Annotated in this window: 22 protein-coding genes and 2 pseudogenes; 14 read left to right on the top strand and 10 right to left on the bottom strand. The window is 64.2% G+C overall.

The genetic code is table 11. The features are described 5' to 3' along the window. Positions 1 to 146: pseudogene (locus ACF1AJ_RS11370) on the top strand (antibiotic biosynthesis monooxygenase); the annotation flags it as partial. Positions 147 to 777: 631 nt separating this feature from the next. Then, positions 778 to 1,470, top strand: a pseudogene (locus ACF1AJ_RS11365) (transposase); the annotation flags it as partial. 19 nt (positions 1,471 to 1,489) lie between these two features. Here the strand turns inward: ACF1AJ_RS11365 and hxlA are convergent. Together hxlA and hxlB are read right to left on the bottom strand one after the other, a co-directional pair. After that, positions 1,490 to 2,113: a 3-hexulose-6-phosphate synthase gene (gene hxlA, locus ACF1AJ_RS11360; protein WP_314424845.1), complete on the bottom strand. Its 624-nt coding sequence runs from the start codon at positions 2,111 to 2,113 to the stop codon at positions 1,490 to 1,492. A gap of 28 nt (positions 2,114 to 2,141) precedes the next feature. Continuing rightward, entirely contained in the window at positions 2,142 to 2,720 is a 579-nt protein-coding gene (gene hxlB / locus ACF1AJ_RS11355; protein WP_391507407.1) for a 6-phospho-3-hexuloisomerase, read from the bottom strand. A gap of 100 nt (positions 2,721 to 2,820) precedes the next feature. On the opposite strand from hxlB, the gene ACF1AJ_RS11350 reads away from it, so the two are divergent. Further along, the gene (locus ACF1AJ_RS11350; protein WP_391507406.1) at positions 2,821 to 3,645 is read left to right on the top strand and encodes a LuxR C-terminal-related transcriptional regulator; all 825 of its coding nucleotides are present in this window, start codon (positions 2,821 to 2,823) and stop codon (positions 3,643 to 3,645) included. Positions 3,646 to 3,741: 96 nt separating this feature from the next. After that, a complete protein-coding gene (locus ACF1AJ_RS11345; protein ID WP_391507405.1) occupies positions 3,742 to 6,396 on the top strand; it encodes an excinuclease ABC subunit A in 2,655 nt (884 codons plus the stop codon). A 142-nt stretch (positions 6,397 to 6,538) separates the two neighbouring features. On the opposite strand, the gene ACF1AJ_RS11340 is transcribed toward ACF1AJ_RS11345, so the two are convergent. Beyond that, a complete protein-coding gene (locus ACF1AJ_RS11340) occupies positions 6,539 to 6,826 on the bottom strand; it encodes an HAD hydrolase family protein (RefSeq protein ID WP_391507404.1) in 288 nt (95 codons plus the stop codon). 221 nt (positions 6,827 to 7,047) lie between these two features. Here ACF1AJ_RS11340 and ACF1AJ_RS11335 point away from each other — a divergent pair, with 221 nt between their 5' ends. The 4 genes from ACF1AJ_RS11335 (at position 7,048) to ACF1AJ_RS11320 (ending at position 8,953) form a co-directional block, all read left to right on the top strand. Continuing rightward, positions 7,048 to 7,203 carry a hypothetical protein gene (locus tag ACF1AJ_RS11335; RefSeq protein ID WP_153244300.1) on the top strand — a complete coding sequence of 52 codons (156 nt, stop codon included), beginning with the start codon at positions 7,048 to 7,050 and terminating at the stop codon, positions 7,201 to 7,203. Positions 7,204 to 7,307: 104 nt separating this feature from the next. Then, on the top strand, positions 7,308 to 7,700 hold the full coding sequence (locus tag ACF1AJ_RS11330) for a hypothetical protein (protein ID WP_391507403.1): 393 nt from the start codon (positions 7,308 to 7,310) through the stop codon (positions 7,698 to 7,700). A gap of 343 nt (positions 7,701 to 8,043) precedes the next feature. Then, entirely contained in the window at positions 8,044 to 8,577 is a 534-nt protein-coding gene (locus ACF1AJ_RS11325) for a DUF488 family protein (protein WP_391507402.1), read from the top strand. Between the two features lie 61 nt (positions 8,578 to 8,638). Next, the gene (locus ACF1AJ_RS11320; RefSeq protein WP_391507401.1) at positions 8,639 to 8,953 is read left to right on the top strand and encodes a hypothetical protein; all 315 of its coding nucleotides are present in this window, start codon (positions 8,639 to 8,641) and stop codon (positions 8,951 to 8,953) included. Positions 8,954 to 9,227: 274 nt separating this feature from the next. Here the strand turns inward: ACF1AJ_RS11320 and ACF1AJ_RS11315 are convergent, their stop codons facing one another. Genes ACF1AJ_RS11315 through ACF1AJ_RS11305 form a run of 3 tightly spaced genes read right to left on the bottom strand, consistent with a single transcriptional unit; the run spans position 9,228 to position 10,728 of the window. After that, complete coding sequence (locus ACF1AJ_RS11315) at positions 9,228 to 9,596, bottom strand: uracil-DNA glycosylase family protein (RefSeq protein ID WP_391507400.1); 369 nt, start codon at positions 9,594 to 9,596, stop codon at positions 9,228 to 9,230. After that, positions 9,491 to 10,606 carry an IS3 family transposase gene (locus ACF1AJ_RS11310; protein ID WP_391507472.1) on the bottom strand — a complete coding sequence of 372 codons (1,116 nt, stop codon included), beginning with the start codon at positions 10,604 to 10,606 and terminating at the stop codon, positions 9,491 to 9,493. The genes ACF1AJ_RS11315 and ACF1AJ_RS11310 overlap by 106 nt, the downstream gene beginning before the upstream one ends. Then, positions 10,603 to 10,728, bottom strand: coding sequence for a transposase (locus ACF1AJ_RS11305; RefSeq protein WP_167255858.1), 126 nt, complete (start codon positions 10,726 to 10,728; stop codon positions 10,603 to 10,605). Before ACF1AJ_RS11305 ends, ACF1AJ_RS11310 begins: the two co-directional genes overlap by 4 nt. Between ACF1AJ_RS11305 and ACF1AJ_RS11300 the strand changes: the two genes are divergently transcribed. Further along, entirely contained in the window at positions 10,727 to 11,482 is a 756-nt protein-coding gene (locus ACF1AJ_RS11300; RefSeq protein ID WP_391507471.1) for an SDR family NAD(P)-dependent oxidoreductase, read from the top strand. The two genes, ACF1AJ_RS11305 and ACF1AJ_RS11300, sit on opposite strands and share 2 nt — an antisense overlap. A 33-nt stretch (positions 11,483 to 11,515) precedes the next feature. Here ACF1AJ_RS11300 and ACF1AJ_RS11295 read toward each other — a convergent pair whose 3' ends face one another. Then, positions 11,516 to 12,274: a glucose 1-dehydrogenase gene (locus tag ACF1AJ_RS11295; RefSeq protein ID WP_391507399.1), complete on the bottom strand. Its 759-nt coding sequence runs from the start codon at positions 12,272 to 12,274 to the stop codon at positions 11,516 to 11,518. Between the two features lie 2,106 nt (positions 12,275 to 14,380). Between ACF1AJ_RS11295 and ACF1AJ_RS11290 the strand changes: the two genes are divergently transcribed. The 5 genes from ACF1AJ_RS11290 to ACF1AJ_RS11270 all read left to right on the top strand — a co-directional run bounded on the left by ACF1AJ_RS11290 (position 14,381) and on the right by ACF1AJ_RS11270 (position 18,013). Next, positions 14,381 to 14,977, top strand: a complete 597-nt coding sequence (locus ACF1AJ_RS11290; RefSeq protein WP_391507398.1) for a recombinase family protein — start codon at positions 14,381 to 14,383, stop codon at positions 14,975 to 14,977. Beyond that, positions 14,974 to 15,834: a PIN domain-containing protein gene (locus tag ACF1AJ_RS11285; protein ID WP_391507397.1), complete on the top strand. Its 861-nt coding sequence runs from the start codon at positions 14,974 to 14,976 to the stop codon at positions 15,832 to 15,834. The genes ACF1AJ_RS11290 and ACF1AJ_RS11285 overlap by 4 nt, the downstream gene beginning before the upstream one ends. Positions 15,835 to 16,119: 285 nt before the next feature. Then, the gene (locus tag ACF1AJ_RS11280; protein ID WP_391507396.1) at positions 16,120 to 16,359 is read left to right on the top strand and encodes a hypothetical protein; all 240 of its coding nucleotides are present in this window, start codon (positions 16,120 to 16,122) and stop codon (positions 16,357 to 16,359) included. A 1,031-nt stretch (positions 16,360 to 17,390) separates the two neighbouring features. Next, complete coding sequence (locus ACF1AJ_RS11275) at positions 17,391 to 17,675, top strand: hypothetical protein (protein ID WP_391507395.1); 285 nt, start codon at positions 17,391 to 17,393, stop codon at positions 17,673 to 17,675. Positions 17,676 to 17,743: 68 nt separating this feature from the next. Further along, the gene (locus ACF1AJ_RS11270) at positions 17,744 to 18,013 is read left to right on the top strand and encodes a hypothetical protein (protein WP_391507394.1); all 270 of its coding nucleotides are present in this window, start codon (positions 17,744 to 17,746) and stop codon (positions 18,011 to 18,013) included. Positions 18,014 to 18,476: 463 nt separating this feature from the next. Here the strand turns inward: ACF1AJ_RS11270 and ACF1AJ_RS11265 are convergent, their stop codons facing one another. From ACF1AJ_RS11265 to ACF1AJ_RS11255, 3 genes are all read right to left on the bottom strand, one after another. After that, a complete protein-coding gene (locus tag ACF1AJ_RS11265; RefSeq protein ID WP_391507393.1) occupies positions 18,477 to 18,950 on the bottom strand; it encodes a hypothetical protein in 474 nt (157 codons plus the stop codon). A gap of 263 nt (positions 18,951 to 19,213) precedes the next feature. Then, complete coding sequence (locus ACF1AJ_RS11260; protein ID WP_391507392.1) at positions 19,214 to 19,390, bottom strand: hypothetical protein; 177 nt, start codon at positions 19,388 to 19,390, stop codon at positions 19,214 to 19,216. A gap of 690 nt (positions 19,391 to 20,080) precedes the next feature. Continuing rightward, the gene (locus ACF1AJ_RS11255; protein ID WP_391507391.1) at positions 20,081 to 20,935 is read right to left on the bottom strand and encodes an ArdC-like ssDNA-binding domain-containing protein; all 855 of its coding nucleotides are present in this window, start codon (positions 20,933 to 20,935) and stop codon (positions 20,081 to 20,083) included. Between the last annotated feature and the right edge of the window lie 109 nt (positions 20,936 to 21,044).

The raw sequence follows: 21,044 nt of genomic DNA, 5'->3' as shown, positions 1-21,044 counted from the left end.
GGATCTTCGATGCATTCCCCGACGAGGCCGCTCGCGACGCCCACGCCAACGGCGCCATCGTCGCAGCCCTGATGGCCAACCAGCACCTCCTCAGCGCAGCACCCGAGATCCTGGCGGCCGACGTCCTCGCGTCCAAGCTCCCGTAGTCCGCCAACGCACGAGACGATCGCGCCCCGCCGAGCCGTCGCCAGGTCGCGACGCAACGCCATGCTGCGTTGCCGAGCGGTGCGAGGCCTATCGGCACACGGACAGGATGCCGGCCGCGAGCGCTCAGCCGGCGAGGGGTCCGTCGCAGAGGAGAGCGACGTCGGTGTCGGGCAGAGCCCTGAGGCCAGCGCATCGCGCGACCACCAGAACCGAACCGCCCCTGACCTGCGTTTCCGCAGGTCAGGGGCTGTTCGCCGGAGCCGCCTGTCGGAATCGAACCGACGACCTAATCACGTCGGCTTTGCGTCTATCGCTTGATGCGCCCACTGGGCGAACGAGCCGTGACCTGCGCAAACGCCGAGCGTGGGGGACGCCGCCATCCGGTGGTGACCGACGACGACCGACCAGTACCGACCGTTTCACCGGAGCTTGCGGCGGCGTCGAAGCCGAGCAAGCTCCATTCCTTTAGCTCACCGCGCCCTCCTCCTCGCCGGTCCCGTCGTCGTCGAAGACGTTTCAGGGGTCTTCTCAGATGAGGGTGTAGGTCGGCCGGGCGCGTCGGTCCGCAGATAGACGTCGAGATCTCCCGACGACGGAGGTTCCTACGCCATCCATCCGAAAGACCTCGACGTGACCGACGCTACCCCGCCGGCCGGCTTCGGCCGCCCTGACCTGACCGCCTTCGCTCGACTCGACGGCCTCGGTCTGAGCGTGACCGGACAACGACTTGAACCGGATCGTGCGGTCCTCGCGTGCCGCGTGGAGGAACCAGATCAGTGGTGCCGACGGTGCGGCAGCGAAGGCGCTGCTCGTGACACCGTGATCCGGCGGTTGGCCCACGAGCCGCTGGGCTGGCGACCGACCGTGCTGGAAGTTGTAGTGCGCCGCTACCGCTGTCCCGACTGCGGACACGTGTGGCGCCAAGACACCAGCGCCGCGGCGGAGCCACGCGCGAAGCTCTCGCGCACCGGGCTGCGGTGCGCGCTGGAAGGGATCGTGGTCGCACACCTCACCGTCGCCCGTGTCGCCGAGGGACTCGGGGTCGCGTGGGACACCGCCAACAACGCGGTCCTGGCTGAAGGCAAGCGGCTGCTGATCAACGACCCCACGCGGTTTGAGGGCGTGAAGGTCATTGGCGTCGATGAGCACGTCTGGCGCCACACCAGGCGTGGCGACAAGTACGTCACCGTGATCATCGACCTCACCCCGGTCCGCGATGGCGCCGGCCCGGCAAGGCTGCTGGACATGGTCGAGGGCCGGTCGAAGGCGGCGTTCAAGACCTGGCTCGCCGACCGCGACGACGCCTTCCGTGACGCGGTCGAGGGTGGCGCGACCTAGGTCGTCAGACGATGGCTGCACGGAGTTCCGCGGCGGCAGCACCGACATCGGGAGCGCCGTAGATCGCGCCTCCCGCCACAGCTACCTCCGCACCAGATTCCTGCACCGAAGCGATCGTCGAGCTATTGATGCCGCCTGCGACTGAGAACGGCACGCCCGAAGCTTTGCCGTCCTCGAGCAGGGTGGCAAAGGTGAAACCCTCTTCGGCCTGCTCGTCGAGGCCCGCGTGCATCTCGACGAACTCTGCTCCAAGTGCAACGACCTCTTTCGCACGCTTCGCCTTGTCGCTGACGCCGATGAGATCGACGACAACGCCCTTACCGTGCTTCTTCGCCGCCTTCACGGCACCGGCAATCGTGCTGTCACCGGCGCTACCGAGGACCGTCACGAGATCGGCACCCGCAGTGAAGGCAATATCAGCCTCGAGCTCGCCGGCATCCATCGTCTTGAGGTCGGCGAAGACGACCTTGTCGGGGTGGGCCTTCTTGATCGCGGTGATCGCCGAAAGGCCAGCACTCTTGATAAGCGGGGTACCGAGCTCGAGGATGTCGACGTGCGGCGCGGCGGCAGCAGCGAGTTCGAGGGCGGCCTCGGTGGAGAGGGTGTCCATGGCAAACTGCAGTTTCATTTGGATTCCTTTCGTGCAGTGGTTTGAGTCATTCGAGATTTGCGTGGCGAGGCCAGAGCTCATCAGCGGTCAAGCCGGAGCGGCGCCAGAGTGTGTGGAAAAGCGCGTCGCCGAGGACAACGACCAATTGCTCGAAGAGACTGCCCGCATACTGCTCAGATGCCGCTCCAGAGCGATCAAGCTTGCCGGCAGCCGGCACGACTACCGTGACGGCTGCCAGCGTTGCGAGCGGAGAGTCGGGGACTGTTGTAACAGCCGCCACCCGGGCGCCAGCATCGACGGCAGTCTGTGCCGCGCGCACGATGCCGCCCGTCGTTCCGGAACCGCTGGCAGCGAGGAGCAAGTCACCTGGTTCGATCGCAGGAGCGGTGACCTCCCCGACGACGTGGACGGCCAGACCAAGATGCATGAGTCGCATCGCGGTCATTCGCAGCGCGAGCCCCGATCGGCCTGCACCCAGCACGAAGACTCGCGGAGCAGCGCCGACGATATCCGCGAGCTCCGCCAATCCCGCCCGGTCGCGAGCGATCAGTCTGTCGGTGGCGAGTTCGAGTTCGCGGGCGATGCGGCTGAGCGAGTTACCCACATCGATTTCGAGGACATCCATCGCCCTATCATCACGGCCGTCGGTCGCGTTGGCTCCCCCGCAAAGGAGCAGGCCCACCTACCCGTAGGTATAGGCCTACCTGAGCGGGTAGGTTGTTACCATGGACTTCACCGAACTGTCGTCGCCCGCGTCACGTCAGCATGTCGCCGACCACGCCCGAATCGTCGCCGAGCATGCTGACCGGCACGCGATCACGCTCGAATCTATGCTCGCGCTTCTGCGATCGCCCCGCCTCGATGACCGCGCAGCACGCAACATGGCGATCGAGGCGGCAACGAGCGCCTTGATCGGGCTGCGCGCTGTTACCGATCAGGAACGCAGCAGCATCCTCGAACCCGTCGTCGGTGCGTTCGCCCGACTGCAGAGCGACCTGCTCCCCCTCGTCCGGTTCGGCGATCTCGACGTGCAATTCGTTGAGCCGCCCGCGACCGGTCGGGCACTCCCAGGAGAGGTCGCGCACGCGGCGCGCGCCATCGTCCGCAGCTCGGTGCTCGCACTCGCGGATCGCAGCGAGGCTCGGCGGGTGCGCATCCAGTGGGACTGCGACGGCCTAAATCTCCTGATCAGCATCCGAGATGACGGGGCCGGCGAACTTTCCGCACACGACGACTCGATCCGCCCAATCGTCGAACGCGTCACAGCCCTCGACGGCGCGATTGCGGTCTCCTCAACACCCGGCTGGGGGTCCTCAGTCGACATCCGGCTTCCCCTCGATCCGCCGGCGGAACCCGGGCCACTTCCGGAATTCTCACAACTCTCCATGCGCGAACGAGATGTGTTACGGCTTCTCGCATCGGGAGCGCGCAATGCCGAAATCGCGGAAGAGCTTCTCATCTCCGTCAACACGGTGAAGTTCCATGTGTCGAACCTTCTCCGGAAGGTCGGCGCGCGCAATCGGGCGCAGCTTATTGCAACGTCGAGATGATTTTCACGAGCGGTCACCCGTGGTCTAACCCGACACCGATCGCAGCGAAAACGACGACACAAAGCGAAGCTGCTCACAGGTGAGTACGATCCGGTCATGACTTTGTCTGATTCTTCGCCCGCCGCCGACGCGCAGGTTCGGGTCTCGGGTGCTCGGGAGCACAACCTGCGGAATGTGGACCTCTCCGTTCCAAGGGACTCGTTAGTGGTGTTCACGGGTGTGTCGGGTTCCGGGAAGTCATCGTTGGCGTTTGGGACGCTGTACGCGGAGTCGCAGCGACGGTATTTGGAGTCGGTGGCGCCGTACGCTCGCCGTCTAATCGACCAGGCGGGCGTTCCCGATGTTGACTCCATCACCGGGATGCCGCCGGCCGTCGCGTTGCAGCAGCAGCGTGGAGCACGCAGTGCCCGGTCTACGGTGGGAAGCATCACCACGGTGTCCAGTCTCGTGCGGATGCTGTACTCCCGCGCCGGGGAATATCCGGATGGGCAGCCGATGCTCTACGCGGAGGATTTTTCTGCGAACACGGTGCAGGGGGCCTGCCCGGAGTGTCACGGCATTGGTCGTGTCTACGCGGTGCCCGAGGAGCGGATGGTGCCGGATCCGTCGCTCACGATCCGGGAGCGCGCGATCGCGTCCTGGCCGACGGCATGGCACGGACACCAGCTCCGCGACGTGTTGGTGGCCCTCGGCTATGACGTTGACGTGCCATGGAAAGATCTGCCACGAAAAGACCGGGACTGGATCCTTTACACGGATGAGACCCCGTTCGTTCCGGTCCACTCCCGGTTGACGCTTGCTGAGGCTCGCGCCGCGACCAAGGCCGGGGTCGAGCCGAGCTATTCGGGCACCTTCGTCGGAGCCCGCCGGTATGTGTTGGACACATTCGCGAACTCGAAGAGCGCGTCGATGAAGCGTCGCGTCGCGCAGTACCTCGACGCTGCCCTATGCCCGGTTTGTCACGGGAAGCGGCTGAAGCCTGAAGCGCTCTCCGTCACGTTCGAGGGCCTGGACATCGCGGAGTTCTCGCAGTTGCCGCTTCGAGAGCTTGCTGACATGCTCTCCGACGTTGTTGCGGGAGCGCAACAGGCCGAGACCGTTCCGAATGGTGCTGTGCTTCATGCCAATTCCCGTCGCGCAGCCACGGAGCAGCGCATCGCCGCCGGAGGGTCCGCGCACGCCGCCGCACCCGATGTGCGCCGCACCGCAAACCGTTCGCCGGAGAAGCGCGCCGCTGCGTCCCGGCTCGCTTCCGGGCTAATCGAGCGACTCCGCCCACTGACCGATCTTGGCCTCGGATATCTGTCGTTAAGTCGAACCACCCCGACCCTGTCGGGTGGCGAGTTGCAACGAATCAGGCTCGCCACACAGCTCAGCTCCGACCTGTTCGGCGTCGTCTATGTCCTCGATGAACCATCCGCAGGCCTTCACCCACAAGACGTGACAGCGCTCTTGAAGATCCTCGACGGGCTCAAGAGAAGCGGAAACAGCCTGTTCGTCGTCGAACACTCCGTCGATGTCATGCGGCACGCGGACTGGCTCGTGGACATCGGCCCCGGCGCGGGCGAGCATGGCGGCCGCGTTCTCTACAGCGGCCCTACCGATGGGCTTGCCGACGTCAAGGACTCAGTGACACGCGGCTACCTCTTCGGTGGCAGTGGACTGCCCCCGCACACCCCTCGCGACCCGCGCGGGTGGCTCCACTTGAAAGACGTGACTCGTAACAACCTGCACGGCGTCTCCATCGACATTCCCATGGGTGTTTTCACCGCGGTCACCGGAGTCTCGGGTTCCGGCAAGTCGAGCTTGGTCAGCCAGGCCCTCCCGGCTCTCGTCGGTGACCGCCTCGGTCACAGCATTCCGGCGGAGGACGAACCGACCGGCGACGAGCTGCTCCTTGCCGATACCCCAGAGCGGCTCGACGGTGTCCTCGACGGCTCTCTCGAGGGGGTCCGGCGGGTTGTCAACATCGATCAACGACCCATCGGCCGAACCCCCCGATCGAACGTTGCAACATATACGGGCTTGTTCGACCACGTCCGTCGACGCTTCGCTGAGACGCCCGAGGCTCGCTCGCGTGGGTACAAGCCCGGCCGTTTCTCCTTCAATGTCTCCGGCGGCCGCTGCCCCACCTGTGAGGGCGAAGGGTCCGTGATGGTCGAGCTACTCTTCCTCCCATCCGTGTACACCGAATGCCCCGACTGTCACGGGACCCGGTACAAAGCCTCGACCCTCGAGATCACTTGGCGGGAGCGCACCATCGCTGACGTGCTCGCGATGAGCGTTGAGCAAGCCCACCCGTTCTTTGACGGTGAAGACGACATCACCCGCTCACTAGCTGCACTGTCAGACGTGGGCCTCGGATACTTGCGACTCGGACAACCGGCAACCGAGCTCTCTGGAGGTGAGGCACAACGCGTGAAGCTCGCAAGCGAGCTACAGCGCGCACAACGAGGAGACACCTTGTATGTTCTCGACGAACCAACTTCGGGCCTGCACTGCGCTGACGCTGACCGGCTCGTGACGCATCTGCAAACCCTCGTCGACGCAGGAAACACCGTCGTCGCGGTGGAACTTGACATGCGGGTGGTGGCAGCAGCCGACTACGTCATCGACCTCGGACCCGGCGCCGGCGATGATGGCGGCGCAGTCGTCGCCGCTGGAACTCCTGCACAAGTTGCCGAGAACGGCGTCGGCGCGTCCGCGGAATACCTTGCCGCGGCGATCAAAATGATCGTTGCGGCTACCTGAGCAGAAGAGCCGACGCTTGACAACCGATGACCCGGTACCCAGTCACAAGAGCACTGAGCAGCCAAACTTTCCACAGGCGAATCAAGTGTGTACACACCTCAGGGATCGGCTACCGGTCGTCTGTGCCGATGAACGCCCAAGGTCAGTGGAGGGCGACTTTCCACGCCTCGAGCCAGGGGATGACGTCGCGCAGGTCCTTCCTGTCAACGGCAGCGGACGCGGCCGCCCGGGCCGCGGCGCCGGCGTTCAGAGCGAGTGATGTCGGCACGGCGGCGAACAGCGGAAGGTCGGACCGACTATCACCGATGGCACAGCAGTGATCGATCGAGACGCCGTGCTCCGCCGCGAACTGGAGGGCGCGATCTCGCTTGTCGTACTCGTTGAAGCGCTCCGCCACGGTGCCGTCGTAGTCGCTCCCGACGACACGCACTCGGGGGCCGCCGTTCGCGGTGAGTCCGTGACGTTTCGCGATCGCATCCGCAATGGGCTGCCAAGCAGTGCCCGCTCCCGGGTTGCTGCGGATTCTTCCCCCAGTGATGGTTCGCGGTTCTTGCGTGTTCGACGGGCTCCACAGCAGCGCGCGTAACGCCTCGTAGCCACGTGCGCCGCGTCCTCTGGGACGCGCTCTCTTGCCGTACCCAAGGAAGCCCCATGACCACCGAACACAGCCCCGCCGTACTCATCGGCGAAGCCGCGACAGCGCGCATTGCCGCGCTGCAAGAAACGCTCCATCGTCTCCGCGAACGTGAAACCCGCACCACCGCCTCGCGCGCATCGTCCTTCGATGCGGAGATGCCATGCGAATGACACAGCACCGCAGTTCGCGGCACGTCGTCGAGGTGACGGGCGACCCCCTGCAATGCCTCAGCGCCACCGCAGAAACCAAAAGTTCTGCGTCCTTGCCACGGAGCGTGAGCGTCATCGGGATCGACGGCACCAGCGCACACACCAGAGCCGGACTGGCAGCCCTCCTTCGCCGCCACAAGCGCAACACGTCGACAGTCCCCGCCTCGCTGTCTCACGTCATCGTCGTCATCGATCACCCCCACTGCACCGACGCGTGGACGACCTCGAAGGTTCACCGATGGGCCATGTCCATCCATCGACGCATCCAACGAGCACGCGGCATCGACACCGACGTCACCGCACTCCTGGTGAACCGAGACGTCGACCCCCACCTCATCTGCGAACGTATCCAAGAGCTCGCAGGGCGCCCTCCAGGAGTGAATCCGGCAGCAGTGCACACCATGCACGACATTCGTGCACACACCATTGCCCAAGCATCCGCAAACGACTTCATCTGAAAGGAAAGGCCTTTTCCTACACCGCGACTGCGCCGCGGATTGCAAAGTTGACTTCCCTTGGAAGACGGCTATGGTCAGAGGTTCATCCGCCAGCCAAATAGGGGAAGCGAGTTCTGATGCCCGGTAAGTCACCAACCACACGTGGAGCGAAAAAGGTCGCTCAGCTGTCGATCAAGGAAAAGCGAGCGGCCAAGCGCGAAAAGCGCGAACCCGACGCCTTCCTCAAGCCGCGCAAGGGAGCGAGCCGCTGATCGGCTGACCGGGGGACCCCTTGGGTGCGAGGAGTTCCTCGGTCGCAACCGACCGCTCGCAACCGTTCAGGAGCAGGATGCAACCCTCGACAGTGTTCACCATCGGTCACTCCACACACCCGATCGAGGAGTTCATAGCGCTGCTCGAAAACAACGGCGTGCAACAACTCATCGATGTGCGGACGGTTCCCGGCTCCCGACATAACCCGCAATTCGGCGCGCAGGCGCTTGAAGAAAGCCTGACGGACGCGGGCCTGCACTATGCGCGGATGGAAGAACTCGGCGGTCTCCGCCACACCCCAATGAATGTGGAGAGCATCAACGGCGCCTGGCGCAACAAAAGCTTCCGAAGCTACGCCGACTACATGCAAACCGAGCCCTTCGCGCGTGGAATAGACCGTCTGATCGATCGAGTAAAAGAGAAGACTGTGGCGATCATGTGCGCGGAAGCGGTCCCGTGGCGCTGCCACCGGTCTCTCATCGCGGATGCGCTGCTCGTTCGCCACATTTCTGTGAAGGACATCATGAGCGCCACCTCCACCAAACCCCACACACTCACGTCGTTCGCGTCGGTGGACGGGCAGCGGGTCTGGTACCCGCCCACTAACCTGGAAGGGCAACCGTAGGCATAGCGAGCCTCTCGCCGATGTGACCGAGTTGTCATTCCGAGAATGGATGTCGTCCACCATGGGCACACTGCACTACGGCGGGTCGGGAGCGCCGATCCACATCGAGGAACGTGCCCTCGCACACCTCAAAGTGATCGTCGCCACTAAGCTCCGCCGCAACGAGTCCTTCACCCTGTCCTGGCGTCATCCGGAAGGGGACCCTGAAGGGCGCAGCACCATCTGGCTACACCCGTCGATCCCACTGCAATTCACCTTCGATGAGCTCGAACCCCCGCAACTCAACCTGCAATGGATCCACGCGCTGATGGAGTCAGCCAACAGCTCCGGAGGCATCACGTTCCTCGAGGAAGTCCTGGAAACACCCACAGGATGACCCCCACTCGAGTGGGAACGATACTACGCGGGCCCGCCTTGCGTACTGCGCGTTAAAGACTCTCTAGCCGAGGGGCAGCCCTCTCGAAACGATGAGTTCCCCAGAACCGAGGTTCCGAGAGGGCTCGTCACAGATACGTGACATCGCCTCGTTGCTGTGGCTTAGCGCCCCAGACGCTCCGCAAGTAGCCTCAGCTACTAACCAAACGTTACCATCCATGTCCACCAAAAGGGGGACAGGGCGGTCAAGCTGCAGCGGCGTTTGCTACAGGAACTTACCGCAGTGCCCTCTCAACGTGCAGACGAAGGTCCTCCACGACATCCGTCGCAAACCACGGGTTCCTGGCATGCCAGCGAAAGTTCAGCGGCGAGGGATGCACCAGCGGGAACCGTTCGGGAAGGAACTGCTCGTAGTTCCGCACGGTATCGGTCAGAGTCTGTGTGGTGGCGATCGGTACATATGCCTGCTGGGCATATCTACCGATGAGAAGGGTCAATCGGGCCTTGGCCCTTGATCGTGGACACGGTGTCGGTTCGGTTATGCCGCTTCCGCGAGCGTAGCGGAGCGCGCGGCTTCGTAGGCGTTCGGGCTGATGTTGCCGATCGCGGAGTGGCGCCGGCGAGTGTTGTAGCGGTTCGCCCACCGGAACACGGCCCGGTAGGCGGTGGCCTGGTCTGGGAACGCTGACCGGCCGGCGAGGAGTTCGCGCTTGAGCGTGGCGTTGAAGCTTTCCGCGAGTGAGTTGTCGGCACTCGTGCCGACCGCGCCCGTGGACTGGGTCACGCCCAGCTGCTCGCAGAGCGCGGCGTAGGCCTTCGAGGTGTAGACGCTGCCGCGGTCGGAGTGGAAGATCGCGCCGACCAGCGACCCGCGGTCGCGGTGCGCGGCACGGAGGGCGTCTTCGACGAGTTCGGTGCGCATGTGGTCGGCGACTTGCCAGCCCGCGAGCTTCCGGGAGCCGAGATCGATGCAGGACGCGAGGTAGAGGTTCGTGCCGTCGGCGATAGGCAGGTAGGTGATGTCGCCCACGTAGCGGCGGCCGGGGCCGCCGACGGAGAAGTCCCGTCCGATCAGGTCGGGGAAGCGCCTGGCGGACTGGTCCGGGATCGTGGTCTTCACCCGTCGTCGCAACCGGATCCCCGCGAGACGGTGCTCACGCATTACCCGCGCGACGCGCTTGTGATTCACCCGCTCCGCCACGGGCACACCGTCGTTGAGGTCGGCGGTGATCCTGGGCGCCCCGTAGGCGCGGTCGCCACCCTGAGCGGGGTCTTGCAGCACCCAGATCCGCGCCGCCAACACCGCGTCGTCTGTCGCCTTCGCGGCTCGCCGCCCGGCGGAGTCCAGCCAGGCGTAGAACGACGAGCGGGCGACCTCGACGACCTCACACAACCGCTTCACGCCGTAGGCGTCCTTGTGATCCTCAACAACTGGAAGCGGTTCACCAGTTCGTCTCCCCGGCGAAATACTTCGCCGCCTGACGGAGGATGTCCGCTCCGTCTCGAGCTTGCGGGCCTCGGCCTGCAAGGCCGCGAGGTCGGCCTCCAACCGGAGGACCTTCGCCGCCTGCGACTCCGGTCGCCCCGTCGCCCCCGGCGGCGACGCAGCGGCAACCGTTACCCCGGAGCCGAACTTGTCGACCCACTCTTTCAGCGCACCCCGAGAGATCCCGAGATCCGATCCCCGGCGATGCCCTTGAGCGTCGAACCCGGCGTGGACTCATACAAGTCCACCGCCCGCTGCCGGAACTCGTCCGTGTAGTTCTTCCTAGCCATCCCTTGGATTCTCGCTTCCCCAGCATCGTGCTGGAATCAGCGTGTCCAAGATCAGGGGTCAAGCGCCCATGACGTCACCGGGTTCACCGTCGACCTTGGCGACCCGACCGACGCCGGGGACTGGGTGCGCAACGGCGCTGAGCAGCTCGGTGGTCTCGACGTGATGTACAACAACGCGGCGGGCTTCGGCTTCGCACCCTTCAGCCAGATGAGCTTCGACCTGTGGCGGCACGTCATGTCGGTCGAGCTCGACCTCGTCTTCCACACGACTACGGCTGCGTGGCCACTGCTCTGCGACGGCGGCGGCTCGCTCATCAACATCCGTTCGTACTCCGCGCTGCGCGGGATCGAGCCGCTCGCCCAGGTCGCGCACACCACCGCGAAGGGCGGCGTCATCGCGATGACGAAGTCGCTCGCTGCGGAGGGCGCCCGCTACGGCGTCCGCGCGAACTCGATCTCGCCTGGCTTCGTCAGCACCCCGGCGACGGACAAGGCGGTAGACGCGGAGGGCAAGGCCTGGCAGGTCGGCAACGCGCTCATTCAACGCCCCGGCACGGGCGAGGACATCGCGTACATGGCGCTCTACCTGGCCTCCGACGAGTCCTCTTGGGTGACCGGACAGAACTACAGCGTCGACGGCGGCGCGACCGCCGGGTGGCGGAACGACAGCGAGACGGCCGACTGGCCGCGAAGAACGGCTGACACGCGGGTCGCGGCGCGACCGGTGACGGACGGGAGGCACGGTGCCAGCTGACACCGTGCCTCCCGTCCGTCGTGGCCACCTCGTCTAAATCGCGAGGTACCCGCCGTCGACGGCGAACTGCGAGCCGGTCGCGAAGGCGGCCGCGTCGGAACCGAGCCACGCGACCATCTCGGCGATGTCGTGCGGCGTGCCGAGTCGGCCGATCGGGTGCTTCGTCAGCAGCGCGTCCTTGAAGCCGGGGTAGGTCTCCTCCAGCGCGTCTATCATTGGCGTCTGGATCACCCCGGGCAGCACTGCGTTCACGCGGATGCCTTTGTCGGAGTACTCCACCGCGGCGGCTCGGGTGAGGCCGATGACGCCGTGCTTCGACGTGACGTAGGCGGACTGGTGGGCGATGGCGGCCTGCCCGAGGGCCGAGGCGGTGTTGATGATGGATCCGCCGCCCTGCGCAAGCATCTGCGGGATCTCGGCCTTCATGCTGATGAACACTCCGGTGAGGTTGACGGCGATCACCTTGTCGAACTGCTCCACCGTGACGTCGGCGAGGTCGGGGCCGGTGATCTCGATGCCGGCGTTGTTGTGCGCGATGTCGAGTCGGCCGTAGCGGTCCACCGTGGCCTGGACCAGGTGCTGCATCGACGCGAGGTCGGTCACGTCCGCCCGGACGAACGCCACGGCGTCTCCGCCGTCGATGTACTCGAGCGTCCCGTTGCCGGCATCCTCGGACAGGTCGGCGACGACGACCCGTGCGCCGTGGTCGACGAGGACCTTCGCGGTCTCGCGCCCGATCCCTCCGCCACCACCGGTGACGAGTGCGACCTTGCCATCGAGCGAGTTTGACATTGTGTGCTTCTTTCTCTCGGGGAGCGGCGTCGGTCGGCGTCGCTCGTTCAGTGCGGGAGCTGCGACGCGGTGTCGGCTGTGAGCCGGCGGACGTCGCTATCCAAGGTGGGGCGGTCGATGCCGAAGAAGGCGAATGAGATCGTACCCATGAACGCGAGCCTAGTGCCCGGTAGGCGACGAGAGGGCGGTTCACTACGGCCCGTTCCTGCCCCACGTGGGCAGCGCGACGACCTCGTTCATGAACACGATCGAGCGCGAGCTCGAGTAATCGGGCCGATACAGGCACTGGGACGTGACGGTTGAAAGTGTGTTCATTGCAGAGGACGAATCGGACTGCGAGGTTCGCGCGACACGATAACTGGCCCGACACTGACGATGCCCCGAGCCGACCTCTCCCGGCCCGGGGCATCGCTGTGCCGGGAGAATGAACACATGCTCGGGAACTCGCACACCGCCCCCGCGATGTCGACGAGTCCACGCGCGTGGAGCTCGAGGCGCCGTCCTCCGGCGTTGCGATCGAGCAGTTGCGGTCGAGGATCCCGGCAGATGAAGTCATCCTCTTCGTGCGCCAGATCGGCTAGAACACGCGCACCAGGCCGCAATTCGGGCACCGCCAGACCGGGGGAGTCGGCGGGTTCCACGACGGTTGCAGCTGCACCAGGCAGCGCTCACAGGTAGGGGAGAAGCCTGGCCATTCGTCGTCATCCATGACGCCAGGCAACCAGGATGCCGGCGGCGCCGCAGAAACCGTCCACAGGGACGTTCAGCGCCTTCCAGGAGAGGCCGGCGTGACCGCCGAGGCCCACACCCATGCCTTCATCTCCGTCTCGCCCACGCGGAACCTGATCGCGCAGGCATCCGCTGTCCACCGGCAGACCTCTGCGCCGGCGTCGCGCCGAAGCGCACCCACGCCTTCGCAGGCTTCGGCCGCGGGTCGATAGTCACCGGTTCTACGTCTAAGCGCAGCTCGGCGCTCGAGAGCGACTGCAGGGGGCCGGCCTCCGCGGCGATCCGCTCGAGGATGCGCGTATCCATCCTGCGATCGACCGCCGACGCGTATCGCTTCGATGTACCCACTGCCGATCCTCCGTGCGGACCGCCAGGTTATCGATTTTAGAACATATGTTCTATTTCGTGTGCTCGTCCGCCTCGTCGTCCGAGGCGTCAGCCTCGGCTTGAATCTGCTCAACCTCGGCCCGCAGCCGGCTCAGCATCTCCTTGCTGCGATCCGCGAGTGCGGCATCCCAGGCATCGACGGCGCTGGTCGGGTGTCGACTGTGGCTCTTTTGATCCGAAAAACCCCATGCCCTGAGAGTGGGGGAGAGGGTTCCGCGCAGCGGGACCCGGGCACTATCCCGGCTCGATCGCTACACGTCAACTCAAGGGCGAGCCCCTTGACATGTCGTTCGGCGGGGGCGTTTGCTGTCTCGCGGAGGACCATTTCTGGCTCTAGCCGTCGTAATTGCGTGGCCCACTGTGACCGGGCTTTATTGGGTGCCATGAGGGACGTCAGGGGTCAGGCACGCGTGCTGGTGGCAAGGTCGATCGGGCGTGAGGAATGGATCGGGCTCATGGCATGCAGCAAATGCGGATTTGGCGACCACAACAGCAGGACCTGTTCCGGCCCGCATTGGCCATGTCCGAACTGCGGCAAGCCAACTGCCAACATGAATGACTACGCCGAGCGTCACGACAGCGAGTACTGCTCACCGTTCACTTCCTCGGGATGCTACGCCGGGTGTGAGGTGCCCCGCGACCAATACGCCGGTCACAGCGTCCTAATTCCGATCAGTTCCTCGGCTGAGCTTTCAGGGCTCTTCGCAGTTGAGGGTTTAGTCGAGGGTCTGCGGCTGGTTCGCGGATAGATGTCGAGGTCTTCCAGGATGGAATCTCTCACACTGCCCATCCGCCGGAAGGCCTCGCAACCGATAGTGGCGCGCCCGCCGAAAACGATCGTTTATGAGCAGCCTGGCCGGTAGGGAATTGACTCCACGGATTACAGGGGACGCATCTTGCTCAAAACCGTTGCCAAAACCGTCTTCTGCTCAAAAGTCGAGCGGGGGTATTTTTGATCAGCCTCTGTTAAAGTCGAGGCATGAGGGGACGATGACCGTCGTCCGATACGCACGAGTTTCTAAGCGGGAACAGAACCCGCAGGCACAAGAGGCCGAGCTGAAAGCCGCAGGCGCCGAACGAGTGTTCATTGATCACGGCGACTCCAGCCGGGTCAAGGACCGCCCGCAGTGGGTTGCCTGCATGGACTACCTCCGGCGGGATGACGTGCTCCTGGTGCGTCGGTTGGATCGGCTCGGTGGTACGGAGCGGATCCTGATCGAAACGCTGCACGAACTCGAAGACAGGGGCGTCGATATCAAGAGCCTGACCGAGCCCGTGATCGACACCACAAGCCCGGTGGGACGCGCCCTATTCGGCATCGTCGCCGTGTTCGCACAATTGCGCGTCGATACCATTCGGGAGAACACCCGGCTCGGGCTGGAGTACGCACGCGCACAGGGGCGCGTCGGTGGCCGTCCAACCGTCATGACGCCGGAACGCATAGAGGTTGCACGACAGATGCGGGCGCAGACACCACCGGCAACGTGGGAGACGATCGCCAAGACGCTCCGGGTTGGCTCGGCCACCGTCAGGCGTGCGCTTGCGCCGGCACACGAGCATGACAACGCTGATCGGTCGATCCGGTGATCGAGATCACGGGTGAGAACCCGGACCGGATCGCGTTCAATCTCCAGGTCGCCGCGAATGAGCTTGTGCCGGTGTTCAACGCCTCAGGGATCGACCGCTTCAACAGCTACTTGGAGTGGGCGAATCGGCACGTTCGGATGTTCGCGGGCCAAATCAGCCAGCACGACATGGATGCGCTCATTCAAACCCGGGGATACTGGGCGCTTCGTACCTCCAATCCCGCTGCCCTCGGAAACAACTTGTCCGAAACCGTCAGCCGGGAGATGGAAGCGCAAAAGTACGCGCTTGAGAACGCAGCTAAGGATGTAAAAGAAGAACTGCAGCGCTGGCATGGAAAAGGCCAGGAGCCGATCGCACTGGTTCTCGACACGGGCGTTCTCGAGGCCCACGCCGAGCACCTGAAGTCGATCGACTGGCACGCCCTGGCCGACGTCCGCCCGCACCGTTACGTCTATCTCGTTATCCCTCGCGTGGTGCTCGACGAACTCGACCGGCACAAGCAGAGCAGGAACAGCACCGATCAAGGCAAGCTGATGCGCTCACGAGCTCAGGCCGCGATCAGGACACTGTGGGCGATGTTTGGCACAGGAGAGGAATCGACCACCTTCGTGCAGGCGGATCGGGTCCCTGCCCGCGAGGGCAGATTCGAGATCTTGAACGATTCGATCGAGCATGTGCAGCTGGGCGATCCCGACGGCGAGATCCTGGACCGAAGCCGCGCGCTTCGGCCATACCTCCCGGTGAAAACGGTTACGTTCGACACTGGCATGGCGCTCAGGGGAAAGGCCGCAGGGTTGGATGTCGTGCTCGCCAAGGATGACCCAGTATATGCCCAGGACACACCCAGACTGTCATAAGGCGGATTATCAGCCGGAAGCTGTCGGGAGTTGCATTAGATGCAAAAACTCCCGCTCGCTGGACGTCCTGCAAACGCTGTCATGCCAGCAGGTTTGCTGATCAGCGACGATGCTGATCCGCGGCCGCCTGCAGGAACCGGCGCGTGGTTGGCCGGGTTGCTGACGGTGGCGTGGATTCATCAGGTGCAGGTTTCAACGGATGAGGTGCGTGGACGCGCGGGCCTGGATGTCGGGGCTTGAACACGGCGCTTGTCGCGGCGAACATGTCGGTCGTACTCTCAGCCCATGACGGATTCTCCGACATTCGTCGTTGTGTTGCTGCATGAAGATCGGGGCCGCGACCGTGCGCTCCAGCTGCCGCCTCCTGGTAGTGGGACGCCTCCGGTTCGGGTACGCGTCGCCACCACGTTTGCCGGCGCGGCTGCGTGGGACGTCTACGAACTCGTCGACGGTGGCGAATGGCCCGAGCAGGCCGTCTATCACCATGTCGCCATCGAACCGAGCCTTGCAGCTCACCTGAGCTGATCGTCGGCCGTCGGTGCTCGACTGTTCGCCGGAGAGTCGCTGTGGCCCGGGGGCCGTCTGACAATTAGAAGTCGTCGACGTCGAAGTTCGGGAACTCGTCGCTGAGTTGTGACGCAGGCTTCTCGTCCAGAAGCTCCGCGCGGATCCTGCTGGCTTGGGAAATGAAAATCTCCGTCACGCCACGCCCATTCACCATAGGTACGAACGCGCCACCGGGATCGGGCGGCTCGGACAATCTCGGCTCGAGTCGTCGACCAGGCGTGAACGGGCGCGTACAACCGCCCGTTCATATGGATCACGATGCGTACCAAGACCGGCCTCCAAGCAGGATTTGCCAGGAGGGTACGCGTCTCGCAAGGATGAGCTAGCCCTGTTGGGTATCAGCTATGGTGCAGTCCGGGAGGTTCAGTGGGATATCTGCTCTACGGGCGCCTGCGCATCGAGTTCGAGGATCGGGTACTCGCACATTTGGAAATAGTTATCATGTCCAAGCTCCGCAGGCGGGAGAGCTTTGCGATGAGTTGGCGTGAGTCTCACGATAACGGTGACGGTCGAACCGCGGTCTGGCTCGATCACGCCCAGCATCTGCTGTTCCGGTTTGATGGTTCCCGGGCGCCGGCCCTGAATAGGGAGTGGGTCTCAGAGCTCAGTAGACATGCTGCAAGCTCTTCGGGTCTGGTCGTGGTCGACGAAGACGGACAACCCATCGTCGGCATCACCCGACAAGGACCGCTTTAGCTCGCCCCGAGAGTTCAGAGTCGTGGCAGAGAGGCCGGAGCACCCCTCCTGTGTGACACCCGTTCTACTAGTACTTCGAGTGCGGCGAACCTGGGTAGGCAACTACGGCCGGCGGAAGACGGTGAAATGGTGGTTTGGCAACGCGTCTTTCCAGTCCGAGGTGGCTCCCTGTGCTGCCGCTGATTCGTTGGTTCCATCGACCGTATGAGCATCGGTCAGCGGGCGCAATGGAGTCGTGACCACTCGCGGAGCCGAGCCCGGGGCCGCTTGATTCCTGGCCATAGTCTTTCCGCGTGAGCATTTTCGACGACGGCAACTTCCGGATTGAAGCGGAGTGGAAGGAACTGGTCGAGTACTGGGAGGGCGACCGCGGCTACGTCTTTGATGCCGGCTGGGGCGTGGAGCCAGGGGACCTCTACGTGCCCGCGCCTGAGGATTGGGATGCCGCAACGCCCGACTGGATGAACGGTCGCCGCGACGAGATCGTGGCGCGCTTAGTCGCTTTCTCTCACCACAACGTCGTCGAGCTTGCACCCATCGGCAGCGAGCTGCACCCCTGGCGACTGCTCACTTCTTAAGCCACCCCACCCAGGCCCGCAGGCGGATCCCTCTGCGTTCGGTGCCGACCTCTGGGTAGCGTGAGCACATGCGAACGCGGATCGTGTTGTTGGTTCTTCTTGTGGCAGCCGTTGTTCTGATCCTGATGGGAGCAGCAATCGCGCTGCTCTCCCCGGTCGAGTTCGGCTGGACCGCAAACGCACCGCTGTCCAGTGAGACGTTTTCGTTCAGCGGGATGTACCCGCTCACGGCAGCGCGGGCCGCTGGCGTTGGAGCGGCAGTCGCCGGTCTGCTGGTGATTGCCGGCGTGGCCGGGTGGACCCTCGATCGCAGCTCAACGCGCCGGGGAGCACGGTAGTGCCGTGCTGGCCTCGCTGTACCAGCTGATCCTCGCTTCGTGCGGCAGCCCCCCGCCGAGTGGGCATACGTGCGATGACACGATGGGCAGCATCGGTCCCCTGCCGGACGTGGTGCTGCTCGTCGTCGGTGCGGGTGTCGCGATCATCATTGCGGCGCTGGTGTGGAGGTACGCGAAACGACCCAGACGGTAGTGAGCGCTCCCGCTCAGCTGCGCTCAACGCGCGCTACTCGGGGATCGGCTTGCGGGCATACTTCGAACCTTGTCGTCCGCGAGCCGGTGGCCACACCCTGCGACAGGACCTATCTTGGTGCCGACACCGGTCGACAACCGCTTCTGTATCAAACGAGTGCCATCATGCGCTGCTGCCAGGAGAGCCGGGAACAAGCCGCTCTTGCCGGGAAAGGGCCGCGTTTATTTAACGTGGGTTAGACATCGCCTTGATAGCGTTGTTGCGGCCGACTTAGCCTGCGACGGCTCGGACGAGTATGTATGCGCCGAACAGGATGATTACTGCTCCGACGAGTAGGTCTGTCCACGTGGCCAGGTTCTCCTGCGCGCCTTTATTCTTTTTCGCGACGTGCATCGCGCCGGCGATGAGTAAGAAGATGCCACCGGCTGCCCCGGCCGGGAGCGACCAGCCCGGCACAAGCGCTAAGAGTCCGGCGGCGCCCATTCCGATGTTCGCAGTCCCCAGCTCGCGAGCCAGTTGCTTTTCTTGCACGCTCGGTGTCGGGGCGCCGAGGATCGCAGCCGTTGGTCCGTTGCCCGAAACTTGCACGATGCCCGCCACGAACAGCCGGGTCCCCACCCCCCAGAACACCCACCATTTCCCCAACGCCAGTACTGGATCCCCGCCAACAACGAGAAGTTCGATGGTGGCGGAAATGATCGGCAGGACGACCGTTTGCGCGATCACCAGAATGAAGTAGCCCACTAACGCCCCCGGCCCTCGATAGAACAGCGACGGGATGAGGATACCGGCTAGGGACGATCGAAGAAGTGGATGCCTGGACGCTGGAGTCCATGATGCGGGTCCGATGCAGGAATCGGTGACAGGTTAATCACGCGGCCCGTTCGGTGGTTTCACGACGGCATCCTACTCACGGGGTCAAACAGCCCAGACCGGCTTGTCTCCGGCGCCGGTGGCAGGTGGGTTCAATCCAAATCACGATCCCCTACTGGAGGGTGGCGATCACCCTAGAACTCAGGTTCACCCCCTTCGCTGGACCGGGTAGAGAGTTTTGTGGGTATAGAAACCGCTATACCGCCGCCGAATTCAACGGTGTCCTGCGCGGTCTTCTCATCTAGATAGACGCCGATCAACTCGGGCACGAAAGAGCCCGGCAGGGCGACCACCCACACATCTATCTTCATTACCCGAGGCAACGCCGGGCAGAGGGCCCGCTGCACCCCTTGCATTTCATGGCCCGACGGGCGTCGGGTCTAGGCATCTGTTCCCCATGTGTTCGAGAGGCGCGTTCATAAAGCCTGGAGGTTGGAGCGTGGACTCGGACTCTCCCCTGCTTAAGTCGCGGGGTCCCCATGCTCGAACAGGGCCGGCACCCACGCTCTGAACCCAACTAGTCCCGACGCACACGTCTGAAGCCAGCGGCCAACGGAAGGTCCGCCGCGGCCAGCAGGATGCCCGCAAGCCGGTCGCTCACCGTGCGCGAATCGACGCGACTGCCCGTTGAGGCGCGAATTGACTGTTTCGATGTACGTAAGACCCACACGATCAAATGCACGGGGCCCTATCCGCCACGGCTTAGTGAAGTCGGGACAGCAAGGGGACAGTTGCGTTCATCTGAGCGTTGTGCATAGGGCAGTATTCGTGGCGTGAGCGTGTGAGAGTTGCGGTCGGGTAGGGTGTCTTGACCCTGCACAGGTGAGGTCCCCGCAAGCGGACCGAAAGTTTTAGATTCCATCGCGGCTTCCCTACGTTGTGAGGCGTTCTAAGTGGCGGTCGCCGTGCAACGGGCGCGCCCAAGGCGGCCATCGAGGTCTGACCTGCTTATCGGCAGATTCTGCTTCGCCTGAGCGCGCGGCGGCCCGGGACGCGGAGCCTCACGCGGGGATGTGGTCTGCGATTGCGCGTGCAGCTTTGAGTACGCGGGAAGCGGTATCGCGAATAAGCTCCACGTCTTGGTTGGCCCATCCGGCGATGTAGCCGACGCTGTAGGCGCTGGTGTCGAACCCGGCGAGGCCAGCGACGATGTAGGCGACGGATTCGGCTTCGACTTCCATGCGGCCTCGGTGGTGGCGGTACTCGTCGAGATCGTCTAGGTGACCGAGTTCGATGTGGGCTGACTCGTGGATGAGGGTCTTCGCTGCCTGCTCGGGAGTGAGATCGAGGTGGAGGGCAACGGTGTGCTGCTCGGGGTTGGTGTAACCGTTGGCGTGGGTGAGTGAGGCGCGTTTGACGGTCCATCCCGTGGCGTTGAGGTGCGCAGTTATGGGGCTGATGACACCGTGGTCGTGGTTCCCGGTGAGTCGGTGGATCGGGTTCTCTGGAACTGTCGTGCCGTCGACCGGGTCGGTTTGTGAGATGTCGAACACCGACAGCACGGGGAAGTAGTGCGCGATGCGCTCTTCCGGGTCGGTGTCGCTCCCGACCTCTCGGCGGGTGATCGTCTTCGTGCTGTAGCCGAAGATCTTGATCGAACGCTCGCCTTTGCGCACGTGGCGCCCTTTGTCCTGCCATTGCCGGAACCCCGCGACCAGTGTCGCGTCCGGGTGTTGGGCGAGGATTAGGAGCAGGTTGTTCAGGCTGTAGGTGTGAAAGGAGCGGGCGAAGTCGAGGAAGCGGCGCCACTGTCCACTGTCCGCGAGCTGCTGAACCTGGTCGACGATCGAGGCGTGCAATGCCTCAGCTTGCGCCTTCCGCTGTTCCTGGGTGCGCCCATTCGTTGTGTCCTTCATAGTTAGTGCTCCCTCGTGGTCAACCTGATTGGTGTGGGCTGTTCGATAGAGGGAGTCGGTGGGAGCGGGAGCACCGAAAGTGCCAACCGCGCTCTAACGAAATAAGCCT

The organism is Leifsonia sp. NPDC014704, assembly GCF_043083605.1.
Taxonomy (GTDB): Bacteria; Actinomycetota; Actinomycetes; order Actinomycetales; family Microbacteriaceae; genus Leifsonia.
The sequence above is the reverse complement of the archived record's forward strand: the minus strand, read 5'-3'. Positions and strand labels throughout refer to the sequence as shown.

Excerpts from the sequence above, each read along its gene's own strand:
- ACF1AJ_RS11345 (WP_391507405.1), top strand. The coding sequence starts at position 3,742 with ATGACTTTGTCTGATTCTTCGCCCGCCGCCGACGCGCAGGTTCGGGTC.
- ACF1AJ_RS11270 (WP_391507394.1), top strand. The coding sequence starts at position 17,744 with ATGCGAACGCGGATCGTGTTGTTGGTTCTTCTTGTGGCAGCCGTTGTT.
- ACF1AJ_RS11350 (WP_391507406.1), top strand. The coding sequence starts at position 2,821 with ATGGACTTCACCGAACTGTCGTCGCCCGCGTCACGTCAGCATGTCGCC.
- ACF1AJ_RS11335 (WP_153244300.1), top strand. The coding sequence starts at position 7,048 with ATGACCACCGAACACAGCCCCGCCGTACTCATCGGCGAAGCCGCGACA.
- hxlB (WP_391507407.1), bottom strand. The coding sequence starts at position 2,720 with ATGGATGTCCTCGAAATCGATGTGGGTAACTCGCTCAGCCGCATCGCC.
- ACF1AJ_RS11320 (WP_391507401.1), top strand. The coding sequence starts at position 8,639 with ATGGGCACACTGCACTACGGCGGGTCGGGAGCGCCGATCCACATCGAG.
- ACF1AJ_RS11260 (WP_391507392.1), bottom strand. The coding sequence starts at position 19,390 with ATGAAGATAGATGTGTGGGTGGTCGCCCTGCCGGGCTCTTTCGTGCCC.
- ACF1AJ_RS11280 (WP_391507396.1), top strand. The coding sequence starts at position 16,120 with ATGACGGATTCTCCGACATTCGTCGTTGTGTTGCTGCATGAAGATCGG.
- ACF1AJ_RS11305 (WP_167255858.1), bottom strand. The coding sequence starts at position 10,728 with ATGGCTAGGAAGAACTACACGGACGAGTTCCGGCAGCGGGCGGTGGAC.
- ACF1AJ_RS11290 (WP_391507398.1), top strand. The coding sequence starts at position 14,381 with ATGACCGTCGTCCGATACGCACGAGTTTCTAAGCGGGAACAGAACCCG.
- ACF1AJ_RS11295 (WP_391507399.1), bottom strand. The coding sequence starts at position 12,274 with ATGTCAAACTCGCTCGATGGCAAGGTCGCACTCGTCACCGGTGGTGGC.
- ACF1AJ_RS11255 (WP_391507391.1), bottom strand. The coding sequence starts at position 20,935 with ATGAAGGACACAACGAATGGGCGCACCCAGGAACAGCGGAAGGCGCAA.
- hxlA (WP_314424845.1), bottom strand. The coding sequence starts at position 2,113 with ATGAAACTGCAGTTTGCCATGGACACCCTCTCCACCGAGGCCGCCCTC.